The sequence below is a fragment of the Mesorhizobium sp. M1E.F.Ca.ET.063.01.1.1 genome, assembly GCF_003998155.1.
Classification (GTDB): Bacteria; Pseudomonadota; Alphaproteobacteria; order Rhizobiales; family Rhizobiaceae; genus Mesorhizobium.
In genome coordinates this window covers 114177-128751 of sequence record NZ_RZSC01000001.1, presented here as the reverse complement: position 1 = coordinate 128751, position 14575 = coordinate 114177, and the positions used below count along the sequence as shown (strand labels likewise).

10 protein-coding genes and 4 pseudogenes are annotated in these 14575 nt (G+C 60.6%); 5 read left to right on the top strand and 9 right to left on the bottom strand.

What is annotated here, in order from left to right; genetic code table 11:
* Both EOA29_RS00625 and EOA29_RS00620 read left to right on the top strand, forming a co-directional pair.
* On the top strand, positions 1 to 829 hold an 829-nt coding region (locus tag EOA29_RS00625), incomplete at its 5' end, for a pitrilysin family protein (protein ID WP_145969614.1).
* 464 nt (positions 830 to 1293) lie between these two features.
* Positions 1294 to 2712 carry an NAD-dependent succinate-semialdehyde dehydrogenase gene (locus EOA29_RS00620; protein ID WP_245468315.1) on the top strand — a complete coding sequence of 473 codons (1419 nt, stop codon included), beginning with the start codon at positions 1294 to 1296 and terminating at the stop codon, positions 2710 to 2712.
* 803 nt (positions 2713 to 3515) lie between these two features.
* Here the strand turns inward: EOA29_RS00620 and EOA29_RS00615 are convergent.
* The gene (locus tag EOA29_RS00615) at positions 3516 to 4031 is read right to left on the bottom strand and encodes a DUF2285 domain-containing protein (protein ID WP_245468310.1); all 516 of its coding nucleotides are present in this window, start codon (positions 4029 to 4031) and stop codon (positions 3516 to 3518) included.
* 783 nt (positions 4032 to 4814) lie between these two features.
* On the opposite strand from EOA29_RS00615, the gene EOA29_RS00610 reads away from it, so the two are divergent.
* Both EOA29_RS00610 and EOA29_RS00600 read left to right on the top strand, forming a co-directional pair.
* Entirely contained in the window at positions 4815 to 5321 is a 507-nt protein-coding gene (locus EOA29_RS00610) for a transposase (RefSeq protein WP_348628845.1), read from the top strand.
* Positions 5322 to 6206: 885 nt separating this feature from the next.
* Positions 6207 to 6659, top strand: a pseudogene (locus EOA29_RS00600) (tyrosine-type recombinase/integrase); the annotation flags it as partial.
* On the opposite strand, the gene EOA29_RS00595 reads toward EOA29_RS00600, so the two are convergent.
* From EOA29_RS00595 to istA, 3 genes and pseudogenes are all read right to left on the bottom strand, one after another.
* Positions 6622 to 7254 (bottom strand): hypothetical protein, encoded by a 633-nt coding sequence (locus EOA29_RS00595; RefSeq protein ID WP_127220041.1) that lies wholly within the window; start codon positions 7252 to 7254, stop codon positions 6622 to 6624. The pseudogene EOA29_RS00600 and the gene EOA29_RS00595 sit on opposite strands and share 38 nt — an antisense overlap.
* Positions 7255 to 7446: 192 nt before the next feature.
* Positions 7447 to 7762, bottom strand: a pseudogene (locus tag EOA29_RS00590) (ATP-binding protein); the annotation flags it as partial.
* A pseudogene (gene istA, locus EOA29_RS00585) lies at positions 7695 to 9255 on the bottom strand (IS21 family transposase). The pseudogenes EOA29_RS00590 and istA, both read right to left, overlap by 68 nt.
* 264 nt (positions 9256 to 9519) lie before the next feature.
* On the opposite strand from istA, the gene EOA29_RS00580 reads away from it, so the two are divergent.
* Positions 9520 to 10053, top strand: a complete 534-nt coding sequence (locus tag EOA29_RS00580; protein ID WP_187331392.1) for a hypothetical protein — start codon at positions 9520 to 9522, stop codon at positions 10051 to 10053.
* 218 nt (positions 10054 to 10271) lie between these two features.
* On the opposite strand, the gene EOA29_RS00575 is transcribed toward EOA29_RS00580, so the two are convergent.
* From EOA29_RS00575 to EOA29_RS00555, 5 genes and pseudogenes are all read right to left on the bottom strand, one after another.
* On the bottom strand, positions 10272 to 10547 hold the full coding sequence (locus EOA29_RS00575) for a hypothetical protein (RefSeq protein ID WP_095521249.1): 276 nt from the start codon (positions 10545 to 10547) through the stop codon (positions 10272 to 10274).
* A 30-nt stretch (positions 10548 to 10577) separates the two neighbouring features.
* Positions 10578 to 12154: pseudogene (locus EOA29_RS00570) on the bottom strand (IS66 family transposase).
* A 96-nt stretch (positions 12155 to 12250) separates the two neighbouring features.
* Complete coding sequence (tnpB, locus tag EOA29_RS00565) at positions 12251 to 12595, bottom strand: IS66 family insertion sequence element accessory protein TnpB (protein WP_127220040.1); 345 nt, start codon at positions 12593 to 12595, stop codon at positions 12251 to 12253.
* The gene (locus EOA29_RS00560) at positions 12592 to 12987 is read right to left on the bottom strand and encodes a transposase (protein WP_187331391.1); all 396 of its coding nucleotides are present in this window, start codon (positions 12985 to 12987) and stop codon (positions 12592 to 12594) included. The genes tnpB and EOA29_RS00560 overlap by 4 nt, the downstream gene beginning before the upstream one ends.
* A 237-nt stretch (positions 12988 to 13224) precedes the next feature.
* Positions 13225 to 14541, bottom strand: a complete 1317-nt coding sequence (locus EOA29_RS00555; protein WP_127220038.1) for a HipA domain-containing protein — start codon at positions 14539 to 14541, stop codon at positions 13225 to 13227.
* Positions 14542 to 14575 lie beyond the last annotated feature (34 nt).

The following is a 14575-nucleotide window of genomic DNA, read 5'->3' as shown; positions in this document are numbered from 1 at the left end:
CGCAATCGCTCAGCGCAAATGGCTGCGCGCGATCTATGGCACGCATCCTTTTTCGAGGCCGGGAGAAGGCACAAAAGAGAGCCTGGCCGGCATCACGCCGTCCGACCTCCTCGCCTTCCACAAGGCGATTTTCGCTCGCGACGGGCTCCATATTGCCGTGGTCGGTGACATTGATGCAAACACGCTGAGGGAAAGGCTCGACCAGCTGTTTGGTGACTTGCCTGAGCAACAAACCCTCGCCCCCGTCGCCGATGTCGTACCGAAGCTCGGCCAACTGGTGGAGGAGAACTGCGACCGGCCGCAGACTTCGCTGCGATTGGCCTGGCCTGGCGTGAAGCGTAGCGCGCCGGATCACTTCGCCACCGTGCTGATGAATGACATCCTCGGCGGCTCGGGCATGACTTCCCGCCTTTTCGAGGAGGTGCGCGAAAAACGCGGCCTTGCCTATCACGTCAGCTCTGAACTGACCCTTGACAAGCTTCTGGTTACGACAGAGACACGCTCGGACTGCGCCGCCCAAACGCTGAGCATCGTGCGAGATGTGGTAAAGCAGATGGCGCAGCAAGGACCGACCGGGGCCGAGCTCAAGGCGGCGAAGAAGCACCTGATCGGCACCTATGCCATTGACCGTCTGGGCTCGACCAGCTCGATTGCAGACCGGCTCCTGGATTTGCAGATTCACAAGGCCGACGTCGACTACAACCAGCGTCGCGCCCGCAGCATCGGTCGGGTGACGCTCAAACAGGTCAAGGCGGCGGCCAAGAAGCTGCTTTCGGCCGAGCCCGCCATTTTGGTGGTCGGCCCGCCGCTGGGCGGCAAGGATGAGTAAAGAAACTCATCTCGCCTTCCTTCTTCCTTGGGGCTTCTCGTGGGAAGAGCGAATATGGAGGCCGGTGGGCCAAGCAGATCATGCAGACCCGCGGAGTCGTTTCGCGGGCCTTGCGCGGCATTGGCGGTCCAGGCGGGCCTCTCGCCGAAACGGCGCTCCTCAGCATGTATGCCGCCTTTTGCAGAATACACTCGCACGCCACCAGCAGGCAGCGGGTGGATGAAGCAAACATCCGGCTGCTCAATCCATCAACTGATGAACCGCGGGCACTCAAACTAACGGAACTGTTGTCGTATGTTTGGTCTACCAGCTGCTTTGCCGAGGCCCTAGGACGAACCCGCTGGTGCAGAATACACACCGACGGCCTGTCGACCTGGATGTTCGCTGCGTTGAGGAGGAATCCGGTATTGCCCCTGTGCCTGCCGATGATCCGCCGTCTGAAATCCCCGCACCTGTTTGGAGCCATGGACCGCCTGCCGGCACTCGGCAGACCGGTTGGCAATAAGACGTTCGAGGTCGTCAATCCGTCGACCGGCGAAGTTTTGGCAGAGCTTCCCGATATGGGCGTGGAGGAGACACGTGCTGCGGTAGACAAGGCCTATGTTGCGCAGTCGGGATGGGCCGCGTTGACTGCCCGAGAGCGTAGCGACGTTCTTTGGCGATGGCATCAGCTGATCATCGACCATGCAGGCGATCTCGCCGCGATTCTGACTGCGGAAATGGGCAAGCCGCTTGCCGAAGCCATGTCAGAGGTATCGCATGCGGCGGCGTATCTGCAATGGTATGCCGAGGAGGCCAATCGCGTCTATGGCGAGACGATCTCGGCACCCTCGACAGACCGCCGAATGCTAGTGATCAAGCAGCCCATCGGCGTTGTTGGCACGATCACGCCATGGAATTTCCCGGCCTCCATGGTGGCGCGCAAAATCTCGCCGGCCTTGGCTGCGGGCTGCACGATCGTGCTCAAGCCCGCTGAACAGACGCCGCTCGTGGCTGGCGCAATGTTCGCCCTTGCCCATCAGGCCGGCTTTCCCGATGGCGTGGTCAACCTAATCTATGCGTCCGAAGGTGATCGCGTCGGCCGTGAACTCTGCACCAATTCCAAGATCCGCAAGATCAGCTTCACCGGTTCGACCGAGGTCGGGCGGCTGCTGATGCGTCAGTGCTCTGACCAGATCAAGAAGGTTAGCCTTGAGCTCGGCGGCAACGCACCTTTCATCATCTTCGATGATGCCGACATCGACGCTGCTGTTGACGGTGCGATCCAGGCGAAGTTTCGCAATGCCGGCCAGACCTGCGTTTCGGCGAACCGTATTTACGTCCAATCGAGCGTTCACGATGAGTTCGTCAAGAAATTCGTGGAGAAAGTCCGGCACTTGTCGGTTGGCGACGGATTCGATGCCGGAGTGGACATCGGACCGCTCATCGACAAGCATGCTCTGGCCAAGATCGAGTCTCACATCGCAGATGCCATTGCGAAAGGCGGCACAATACGATGCGGGGGCCAACGTATCGGCAAGAATGGCACGTTTTTCGAACCCACGGTCCTCACCGAGATCTCCAGCGTCATGGCAGTCGCGCAAGAGGAGACATTCGGGCCGCTGGCGCCGATCATTCGCTTCAACGATGCGGACCAGGTCGTGCGCGAAGCCAATGACACGATCTACGGCCTCGCCGCATACTTCTATGCCTCAAACCTAAAGCGGGTCTGGCGTGTGGCAGAGGCTCTGGAATATGGCATGGTTGGCATAAACACGGGACGCATGTCCTCGGAGGCGGCACCGTTTGGCGGTATTAAACAATCCGGTATCGGCCGGGAGGGTTCCCGCCATGGCCTCGAGGACTATCTGGAAATGAAATATCTTTGCATGGGCGGGATTTGAAACCTGCTGCACTGTCTCTCCGCCCACCGGCCGGCCACCGGGGGCGGCCTGCGGTCAATGCCGCCACCTAATTTGAAGTTCCAAACGCCGTTGACCTGAAACACGGATGCCCGGCAGGAGACTGAGCTCGCTGCCGGGCCGGACATGCCTTGGGAGGGCATAAGTCAGCGCTCCTAGGGCCGATGGGGCCACTCAGTTCGTGCGCCTTTTGCCGATTGCGTTGCATGTACCGTGCCAAGCCAAAAAGCATTGATAAACCGCCGATGGATCAGCTTTTGCCCTGTTGCGCACTCTACATTGTGGGATATGCGACAATGCCCAAGCGGTTGGATCGTCGTGTTGCAGACCCCCAGACGGGTCATGATTGCTATTCTTAGGACAGTGCGCAGCAAGCGCTACCCGCTGTACTCCAGGCACACCATTTCCATAATCAAGCGGTGGGTGCGATGTCTGACCGAGCTGTCGGTCCAGGGGACAGTGTTAAGCTTTAAATCCCTCCATACAGTTGCACCTCCAACGATCGCCGGTCCAACAGGTCTGCATGTCCGGACTCAAAGGATCTTGGCTGCTATGGCGACATTGCGGTGCACGCCGCTTTCCGACCAATGATGTGGGTCCAGGTCGAGGCCGGCCCTAATGAACCATCGCCTTGGCACCCTCGCCGATCTCATTTCGGCATCGACAAGCTAGACCAGAGCGCACCTTGCAAGGCGCCATGCAGTCCAGTCGGCGGGCGAACTGTTGGTGACGGGTAGAGCTGCGAGCGAACGCTCATCCACCGACGCAGCGCGGACTGTCGCTTTTCAAATTAGGAAATCTCTGTAGCCACCATTCATGAGCGCGCGGCCACGCGAGACGGCCCGACGGATGCGGTCGCGCAGATGATCGCGAGGATCCGCCCAGTCAGCATGGACGCGCCGTTGACCGATGAGAACTTCGGCGAGCTCGCGATGAGGTGCTCCGGCGAGCGAACCGTCGAGCGCACGAAGAACGAAGGACAAACGGACGCCGCGCTTTTCCGGCGCAAACAAGCGGGGGGGCAACTGTTGCCCTAGACTGAGAGCATTGAGGCACTCCAGTCCCCTCAGTCGATGCTTTAAAAGCACCGCGGGCCAGATGGCTTGCGTATGCAGGCAAGCAGGGTGGAGGATATTCGCGCCCGAGACGGCGAGCTGCAGCGCGTGGTCCGCATTGCGAAAAAGAACATGCTGGCTCTTGTCGGGCGCCAGCAGGACGGTTGCACGACAGGGCAATGCCGAGAGTTCGAACGGCGGTGTCGGCGACGAGGCAGGCAACCGTTCCGCAATGACCGGCAGCACATGGACGCACCAGAGCGGACACCAGAATACGACCGAAGCGCGGCCACAAGACTCCGCGAAACAGAACACCCCAGCGTGACAGGTCGCCGGCCGACGCGACCATATCGAGAAAGGGTTGGAGAGACCAAGTCTTGCAGTGCTGGCGCGCAGCGGTCAGATCGCGCTGGAACGCTGGATTGCGGCGTAAGAACTCCCAAGCCCACTCCCGCAGCGTCAGGCCAGCGGTGTAGTCGTATGATCTTTCATCCCGCCAATCGGCCTGATCCGCGCCAGTCAGGAGATTCATGACTGGCACCCCCTGCCCGCGCCCGCGCGCGTTGAAACATTATGCGGCCTGGCAAAGCACCGGCGCCGAAGGCAGCAGACGTCGAAGACCCCGTTTCGTTGAAGCGTCAGCCATCGCCACTGTCGGCGACAGAAGATGTGCGCAAATTGCCACCAGACCGTTGAACCCGCACAGTGACGGCCAGCGCGACCTGAGCACGCCGAGGGAATTGATTCCGTCACCGTCGTCGGCTCCTGCGTCCCATCCAGACGTCCCTTGAAGGCGCAGAAGCGCGGCAGTGGATCGAGCTGCTTGTCGGCAAGTTGTCGTAGCGGCGGCGCCATAGGCACGGTCATCGGAGGGTCTCCTGCGGCAAGTTTTCGCCATTGGAGGCCAATCTCCCCGCTATGACAGCCTGTGCAGTTGCACAGGTGAAGCGGACCAATCAGGGGGGAGCTATGGCGGAAACTGGGTATGACGGTTTGAGGAGAGCGGCGTATCGAGGCGGGTGATGAAGCCTGCCAGAACCTCTCAAGGAGAGCGATACGCCAAACGAGACTATCAACATTGTTCGCCTTCGTCAGCCCGACGAAATCGGTGATACCCTGACGGATGTACTTGGCAGCGGCGCGCGCAAATTGCTTGCGCAGGCGATCGAGATGGAAGCCGAGGCGTATGCTAAGGCGGTCGACTGCCTGACGAAAGATCAGAATGCGTCGCTGGCGTTCTACGATTTCCCCGCCGAACACTGGGATCATCTGCGAACGTCCAATCCCATCGAAAGCGTCTTTGCGACCGTTCGCCACCGCACGGTGCGTACCAAGGGCTCGCTATCCTGGAAAATCGCCCAGCTGATGGTCTTCAAGCTGGTCATGGCCGCGGCCAGGAGGTGGCGACGATTGAAAGGACAAAATCAGTTGCCGAAACTCATCGCAGGTGCCAGGTTCCTGGACGGAATCGAGGTCATCGAAAACGAAGCCGCAGAGCGCCGCTTGATCAGCCTCGTCACCCAAATTCCAGCATAGCTCCTCGGAACTGCCAGCCTTCCTTGCCGAATCAGGCGCAGATCAGCGCTGACGATACCGAGGACGGCGACGGCGATCACCTCCAGGCCGCCAAGTAGCGACCCTCAAAACACCGCCCTGGACCCGGCTGCCCCATCGGGCCTTTTCTGTTTCTGGACAAGGAGCAAACATATGTCCGCAAGCGACATTTACGAGAATGCACCACTCGGGAGCCTGATCAACTATGGTGATCGTGCCCCCAAACCGCTCGCCCGACAGGACCGTCTCATGAACGCCCTTCCCGCACGAGCCGCCGGCATTACGGCTGGCTTCCTCGATCAGACCGCGTCCGACCGGACCAGCCGCGCCACCCCGATTCTGCATGCCGCCGACCAGATCACGCCCTTCCTCGAACGGGGTCGGCCGATCGGCGCAAATGCAAGGGAGCGGGCTTGCAAAGACCGGCAAGGCAGAATGGGATTTCTGGGAACTGGTCGAGGCCAGCCTGAACCGGTATCTTGTGCCTGCCCTCGGGAGTCGCTCTATCCACCATGTGACCGACACCGACATTGCTAACATCACCAAGAAGATCGTCGCCGGGGGTCACCCGCAAGCGGCTAACACAGCCTTCTGTTATATGCGGCATTTTTCAACTGGTGTCGCAAACCGCCGCAACGGCTCATCGCGGTTTCCCCGCGAGGGATTGGAAAATCCGGTATCCGGCCCCGATCGTCAAGCGCAAGCGAGTGGTGAACGATGCCGAACTGGCGGCTAATGGACGGGCTGTGAGCCCGAACCGGGCGATAGCGGCTATTCGTTCGGCTCCATCGTCAAGCTGCCCATGCTGACCGGACAGAGGCGTACGGAAGTTGCCGCGATGCGTTGGTCTGACTCAACCTTGAAGCCGGAACATGGGAACTATCGGGTGACCGCACGAAGAACGAAGAGCCTACGCTTATTCCGCAGTCCACACTGGCGGTGTCGGTCCTCCAGTCGGTACCGAAGACCAATGACACGTTTGTTTTCCCTGCGAGGGGCAACGAAAAAAGCCACTTCTCAGGCTACGCGAAGGGCAAGAAGGCTCTAGACGGCAAGGTCAATATCGACGGGGTGGCTTTGGAGAACTGGACCCTTCACGATCTGCGCAGGACGCTCGCGACAAATTTCGGCAGGCGGCAGGTATTGCCACACGTCATCGAGCACATACTGAATCACAAGGCAGCGTCCCTGACAGACATAGGCGAAATCTACAATCTCTATACCTACGTCAAGGAGAAGCGCGAGGTGTTGCAGATGTGGTCAAATCACATCGAATGGCTGATCAAGCAGGCTTCGGAAATGGACGCTCTGGCGGCGTAGCTGCTGGCATGGGCGGAAGATGCGGCGCAACAATCATCAGAGCCTCATCGAATTGGAGATCATGCTTGACCAGCAAATGCGCGGCCAATGCTTCGATGGCCGACCTGTGATCGAGTACTAGCCGGGCCGTGCGATCTTCGATCCGCCCCCAATCGGGGCGGCGCGGCATCAGGAACCGCAACTCACCATAGATTCGCTTGGCATCCGCGTAGTCGCTGCTCCCCTCATTCTCGTCGGACGCATTCATCGCCATATCGAACGGGTCCAGATAGCCTTCGAATGCGGATTCTGCAAAAGGACCTGCCAGACACGTAACTATCTCCCGGATCGCACAATCGCGTTCCAAATATCGATCCATATCGTCCTCGAAAATCGGCTTTCGCTTCGAGGTGAATCCTTGCGCTGAATAAAAACCCGCGCCTTCGACAACACCACGGTAATCTCCGTCACCGGGGTCGGGGTAAATACTAACACTTGAGAAAGCAGGGAGTTTACGGTCGTCGTCGAACATCTGACGGTTCAAAACGATGGCGGCCACCGCGTGCCCGGCTTCGTGGTGCGCCACAAACGGGAGATATTGGGAGGCTACATTCATGCGGTGCGGCTCTCAGGTCTAGTTTGCTTTTGCGCATAGGACCGCAATCGTCGTGCCAACTGGGAAAATCGTTTCGGACAATGCGATCGCTCCGATAGCGTTGTGTCTCCTGTCTGACATTGTTGGGAAGTCGACACGCGCCCGTCGCAATGCGGTCGACCTTCCGCGCGAGTTGGGTGACCCGTGAAGGCGGCCGACCAGGACGATGTTGCGCTGATCGGCGACGAAGGCGCCGCCGGGCGAGATCGCGCATCAGGGGTTCGGTGACCGGCGTGTCGGCGAAGTCGAAGTCGTCGATGTCCTTGGCCAGCGGCAACTTGGCGACGGCGAACTGGTATTTGATGGAGCGGGCCTGCTTCTCCGATATCTCGGCCTGCAAGAGATCACCGACAATCCTGGGCGGCTCGTGCCGTCGCTTGATGGCGACGCCCATGATCTCGTCATAGGCGCTGCGCATTCCGTAGAGCTTCAGCGCTCCCATCAGTTCCAGTACCTCGGTGCGTTCCATGGCTGTTTGTCCTCCTGAGACTGTCATAGCTGGCGCAGTCGGCGACCGGCTCGTGAGCTAGGGTCAGGGCCTGGGGAATGGAAAGGATCGTGCCCGGCGCCGGATCGCGGCTGCGGGCCAGGATGTTGAGGATCACCGCCGCCGAACAGACGCCATGCTCGAGCGCTTCCTGGCAGGCGCTCTCGACCGCGCTCAATCCGTCGGTCAGAACGCAGGTGAGGATCGACACCATCTGCCGGTCGCCGTCATCGGCCGCCCCTAGCTTGCGGCGCACCTTCTCCATGGCTGATGGCAGAACCCATTCCCGGAAAGGCGCGCCGTTGCGCAGGCCGTTCGGTTTGCGGGCCATCACCGGCACGTAGTGCCAGGGATCGTAGACGACCTCGTTGCGGCCGAAAGAGCGTGCGTGCTCGCCGACGACCGCGCCATCCTGGCGGATGACGATGCGGTCGGCATAAGCATGGATCTCGACCGGCCGACCGACGGCACTCGACAGCACCGAGTATTTGTTGTTGTCGAAGCGCACCGTGCAGGTCTTCGACACCGACGCGGGAATGCAATGGTAGCCGTCGAAGCGACCGGCATAGGGAATGAAGCTGGCGCGTTCTTCTTCGAGTACGTCCCAGATCGTGCGCTCACCCTGTTCGGGATGCCGACGCGCCTTGGCATTAGGCAACGCATTTGTCGGCCAGCCAGCCGTTGAGATCCTCCAACGTCTTGAAGCGCAGCCTCGGTGTGAAGAAGCGCTCGCGCACCAGCCCGACCTGGTTCTCGACTTGCCCCTTCTCCCAGCCGGCCGCCGGTGTGCAGGCCTCCGGCTCGACAAGGTAATGCCCGCACATCTGCGCAAAGCGGCGGTTGTAGCGGCGATCCCTGCCGATGAAGATCGCGTCCACCGCCGTCTTCATGTTGTCGTAGATGCCGCGCGTGCAGGCGCCACGGAAGAAGGCGAACGCCCGGTCATGCGCGTCGAACACCATCTCCTGCGTCTCGCGCGGATAGGCCCTCACGAAGAACATGCGGCTGTGGCAGAGCCGCATGTGCGCGACCTTCACTGTCACCGTCACGCCGTCGAGCAGGACGATCTCGGTGACTCCAGTCGAACTGGTAGGCCTCGCCAGGTGCAAAACTCAGCGGAATGTAGGCCTCGGCCACGGCGCTGCCGCGATCCGCCGCCCAGCTCTGAGCATGCCGCCACCCCGAACTGTAGCTGCCGTCATAACCGAGGCCGCGAAGCTCCTCGAAAATACGGATCAGCGTCAGCCGCTCCCGCTGCGGCTTGGCCGCATTCGCCGACAGCAGCCGGTCCAGCGTCTCACGCCAGGCTCCCATGCGGGGATAGGGCTGGTGCTTGCGCTCGTAGCGGAACTCCGTCTCCTCAGAACGCAGGACCTTGCGCACCACCTTGCGCGAGATCTTCAGCTCGCCTTGCTCGACTTCCCCTGGACCAGCGACAGCCGACGTATCTTTGCAATCGTCTCCAAAACCAACATCCAAAACACAAATGCCTCCGATCAAGCCGGAGGCATCTTGATGACCCCATCGTTAAGGGGTCCCGTTTGGACGAAAAGCACCCCTTAAACAGGGTCCTCATTCCACGAAAAATCAATGCACTACCTGACGTCAATCCACAGCATTGGGCCGAAGCATGCCACGGGCTCATGCCGCGGAGAGCGGGAAGATATTCTTGAAAGAAGCGGTCTCCGACATCAATACCGACAGGATCGGCAGCTTTCTCACGTCACTTGAGGTCGAGCGTGGCAGTTGCGACCCGCAAATGCAAGGCTGGCGGCGATGCATACCTTGCGCGGTTCCTGATCTCGGAGCACCCCGAATATATGGATACGCTGCAACTGGTGGTGACACTTCCCTTCAAGAGGGCGCGCGGGTGGCACCTGTCGAATATCTCGAAGAGCCCGAAATCAAGAGCGTCCTGGCGCGTATCGACCGCCGCACGCCTTCTGGAGCGGGATTACGCGCTGTTCTCGCTGATGTTCAATACGGATGCACGAGTTCAGGAAATCCTGAATCTTCGAATTTGTGACCTTCGTCTGGTATCGCCCTGTCCCGCCGAGCAAAGGGGCTTTCTCAACGACCGCGGCACACCGCTGACCCGGTTCGGTGTTCGATACTTGCTGCGCAAACATGTTGATATGGCTGCGGGGGAAGGAACCACCCTGGCGGAAAAAAGCATCCATCACCGCTCTTTGCGGCACACGACGGCCATCCACCTTGTCAAGGCGGGTGTTGACATCGCCACCATCAGTCAATGGCTAGCCACTCGGGGCTGAACGTAACGTGCGCTACGCCCGGGCCGGTATCGATATGAAGCGGCAAGCGCTCGAACAAGTCTTTCCCCGACGTGATGTCATCGGCAAAAGATCAGACAATCATCGCTATGATGGCGGGATGTTACGCTGGCTGCAGCGCTTGTAGACGCTCAGTTATGTGGAGTTGTATCGTGGGAAGTCGCGCGTCTGTGGTAACCATTCGGCCAGGGCCGCGGTGACTATGATTTCGGGCGACGGTTTTCTGCGCTAGGTTTCGGCGGTGCGTGACCCGCAGCCCTGCGCTCGTCGACGATATGCCGAAGGTTGTCGATGCCGTCTTCGGTGAAGACAACGATAGGTTCGCTTAATTCGGATGCGGGATAGCCGTCGTAGGCGCTCAGGCAACCGTCTTCCGAGAACATCTCGATCGAGCAATCGCGCAAAAAGTCTTCGTCTTCTTCGAGCATCTCGGCCACATATTTGAGGGTGTAAAGAGCGGAGTTGCGATATCTCATCTGACGGCCTCGTTTATTTGTAGGCCCAGATCAGGCAGCCTTATCCGCTGCGGCCGTCAGAAGGCTCCAATTCCACGGGAGCAAGTCCTCGATCTGCGTGATCGGCGTGTCGGCGATGCAGGCGAGGACGTCGGCAAGCCATGCCTGCGGATCGATGCCGTTGAGCTTGGCGGTGTTGATCAGCGTCGCCATGAAGGCGGCCCGATCGGCACCTCGATCGGAGCCTGCAAATAGCCAAGCTTTCCTGCCCAGAGCAAAACCACGCAGCGCGCGTTCGGCCGCGTTGTTGGTGAGGCAAATCCGGCCATCGCCGAGGAAGGTCGTGAATCCTTCCCAGCGCTTCAGTCGATTGGCTCGGCGACCGGAGAGCTGCGCGACAGTCTTGCCCGCTCTGCCCGCATCCAGGCCTCAAGTTCGGTGGCGATAAGACGGCTTTCCTGCCGTCGTTGCAGACGTTCGTCGGAGACGAGTCCGTTGATGTCGCGCTCGATACCAAACAGGGCGTCGATGCGTTTGACCGCCTCGAGCGCGATCGGTGAGATCGGCGCGGCGTTCTTGCCACGCTTGGCATTGGCGGCGATGTCGGCAAGTACGAAGAACTTGCGGCGCGCATGCGCCCAGCACAGCGCCTGGGTCAGCGGACTGGGATCGCGGTCCACCTTGAACAGCGGATTGTAACTGCCATAGGCATCGGCCTGCAGAATGCCGGTGAAGTTCCTCAAATGACGCTCGGGATGCTCCTGCCGCCGATCGCGCGAAGCATAGTAGAGCGCCGCCGGTGGCGATTGCCCGCCGAACGGCCGGTCATCCCTGACATAGGTCCAGATGCGGCCTGTATCGGTCTTGCCCTTCGCCAGGATCGGCACGGTCGTGTCGTCGGCATGGAGACGATCAGCGGCAAGCACATGCGCCTCGATTAGCGCGTGCACCGGCTTCAGCGCCACGGCACAAGCGCCGACCTGGTCCGCAAGCGTCGACAGGCTGAGGTCGACGCCCTCGCGGGCATAGCGCTCGCTCTGCCGGTTCAGCGGTTGATGCTGGGCGAACTTCTCGAACAGGACCATCGCCAAAAGGTTCGGTCCGGCAAAGCCGCGCGGCGTCACATGGAAGGACGCCGGCGGCTGCGAGATCTTCTCGCATTCACGGCAGGTGAACTTCTCGCGCACGGTCTGGATCACCTTCCACTGGCGCGGGATCACCTCCAGCGTCTCGGTAATGTCCTCGCCAAGCTTGGCCAGCCTGCCCGAGCCGCAGCACGGGCAGTTCCGGGGTGCGGCGATGACCACGCGCTCACGTGGCAGATGGTCGGGAAAGGGCTTGCGCGACGGGCGCTTGCGCTCGAAAGCTCGGACTGTCGATGACCGCGCTGTCAGTTCCGCCGCCAATTCGTCCTGGCTGGCGTCGGCTTCCAACTCCTCAAGTTGCAATTCCATCTGTTGGAGAAGCCTGGCCTTGCGTTCGGAGCGGCTGCCATGGATCTCGCGCTTCAGCTTCTTTATCTCCAGCCTGAGCCGCGCGATCAGCACATCGGAGTGCGAGTTCAAGGCTTGCGCGCGAGCGGCGAGCGCTTGCGCCTCACGGCGGGCCGCACGCTCGGCGAGGATCATCGCGTGCGCACTGGCAAGGTCCCCGGGAAGCTGATCGGCCACACCGGTCATGGCGCGATGGAATCATATTCGCTCCCGCCAAGCCAGCGGTTTTGCTCATCCCGCCGAGCTCGGACGCCAGGTTTTTTGCGGCATCCGCCAGTCGATGCCTTCTAGCAAATAGCCGAGCTGCGCGGGCGTGATCACCACCGTGCCATCGGCCGATGGCCAGATGAACCGGCCACGCTCGAGCTTCTTCGTGAACAGGCAGGCACCCTGGCCGTCATGCCAGATCACCTTGATCAAGTCACCCTGCCGCCCGCGGAAACAGAACAGGTAACCGGTGTGCGGATCGCGCTTCAATGTCTTCTGCACCATCAGCGACAGGCCCGGGAAGCCCTTGCGCATATCGGTATAGCCAGTGGCGAGCCACACCTTAACGCCGCTCGGGATCGAGATCATCGCCGCTCCAGCACATCCAGGATCCGGCCGAGCGCCTCGCTATCGATATCACTCTCGACCCGCAGGCGGCGGGCGCCGCCAAGCTCGATCGACACCATGCTGCTCTTCTTGCGCGGTCTGGAGATCGGCGGTGGCTGCGCTGGCGATTGCGGCGCTGGCAGCGCCTCGACGACTTCCACGGCAAGGAGTTGCGGCACGGACGGCGCGGAGATCTGGCAGAGTTCCTTGCGCCACCGGAAAAGCTGGCTCACATGAATGCCAGCCGATCGCGCGGTCTCGGAAACACTAGCCCCAGGCTCAAACGTCGCCGCGACCAGCCGCTCCTTATCCTCCCGAGACCAGCGCCGGCGCCGCTCGACCGACGTGATCACTTCAATCTGATGCTTCGTCACAGGGCTACTCCTAGTGCTTGCACTAGGACTTGCAGCCTTCAGCCTACCTCAGCAAGACGGCCGTGACCGCGGGGATACCGTCTGTGGGCTCTTGCGGTGTCAGCTCCACATCTCTCCGCAGTGCACGTTGTCGCTGTCGAAGAGCCGTGTGTTCATGACTTCGTGCTGGCACGGCAAGGATTGTCCATATTGTGGGCGTCTTGCGCTTGCCGAGCTTGTCCGAAATCCAGCGCCGGATCAGGCGTGAACACTGTTGCGTAGTTCGTCAGCCAGAGCGCGGAGAACGTCGGCGCTCCCTTCCAGCGCCGTAAAAGCGTAGGGATTGAGGAACTGTCGGCCCCAGAACAGATTGCGATCTGTGCCGGATAGCGTAGCTTCCTCGCTGACACGCGGCCAATTCTTCGCAATGCATCGGAGCTGGCCTTCAACAATCGCAAGAGCTTCCGGCGCGCTGAGCAGGAAGTGATGCGCGGCTTCAAGGCAGGACGCGATCCGGCTCATGCGGTTATTGCCGCTGATGAGCATGGCCTGGCTGGCCTCCTGGCCACTGCGGGCCTGCGGACAAATATCGTAAGCAGGCGTGAGGGTGAGCTTAGCCCCGTCCCAGAATGCCGCATGGTTGCGGGCATGATCGTCGGTGTTGCCGCAAAGTATGTTGAAGACAATGCGGCTGAACAACTCGCGCAGAGTTTCCGACGGCGCGGTGAATCGGTGGCGAATGATCTCCGCCAAATCCTGGTAGCTGGCGTAACGCGCCATCATCTCATCGAGCGCGAGCATCGTCAGCGCTGAGACCATGGATTTGCGTTGCCAGCCGCCCATGACCTTGATCCGGTCGAATCGCTCGACGAGCAACACGTCCTTGCCTGCGGCGCGAACAAGCGAGACGGATGCCGCTCTGATGCCGCACAAGGCGGCAAGCCGCATGGCTATGAATTCTCCTTTGACGACGCTGTAAAGGTCGGCAGACGAGGAAAATTTCGCGACATGCTTGATGGCGTCGTCCTCGATCAGCGCCTTTGGCCTTGCGCCGCCGATCGAGCTGCCGTGATGCAGCGCCTGATCTAATTCGGGGGTGAGCGGAATACCTTTCTCTACCCGCTCCGCCGATTGGACAAGCTCTTCGAGAGTGGCATTGGCCAGTGCGCGCGGCTCGTAATTCGTGGGCGAAAACTGAAAATCGAGCGCGCCGATGCGGTCCGAGCCTGATTCCAGCAGGAACGTCAGTTCTGAAATATCGAGCCGCGCGATTTCATCGCCCTTCACACCGAATTTGCGGTTTAGGATAACCCGTCGTCCCCAGGCATCGGGGGCAGCATCGCGGATGCATCCCGGCATGGTTAGGCCAGGAAGCAAAGGCAATTCGCCTGCCTTCAGGGGCAGTTCCGGGAGATAAAGCGGGATCGCGCTGCCCAGTTCACGAAAGCTCCTGCCATAGTTGAAGCTGACGAGTCCGTCATGGGCATATAGCCGCCCGGCGACAACCGGCGCGGTCTCGCCCGGCAGCCAGACCCAGACATAGGCTTCGTCGTACTTGGGGACCTTAGAACTCATCGACGATCTGCTTGCCGGCCTTGTAGACGTGCTT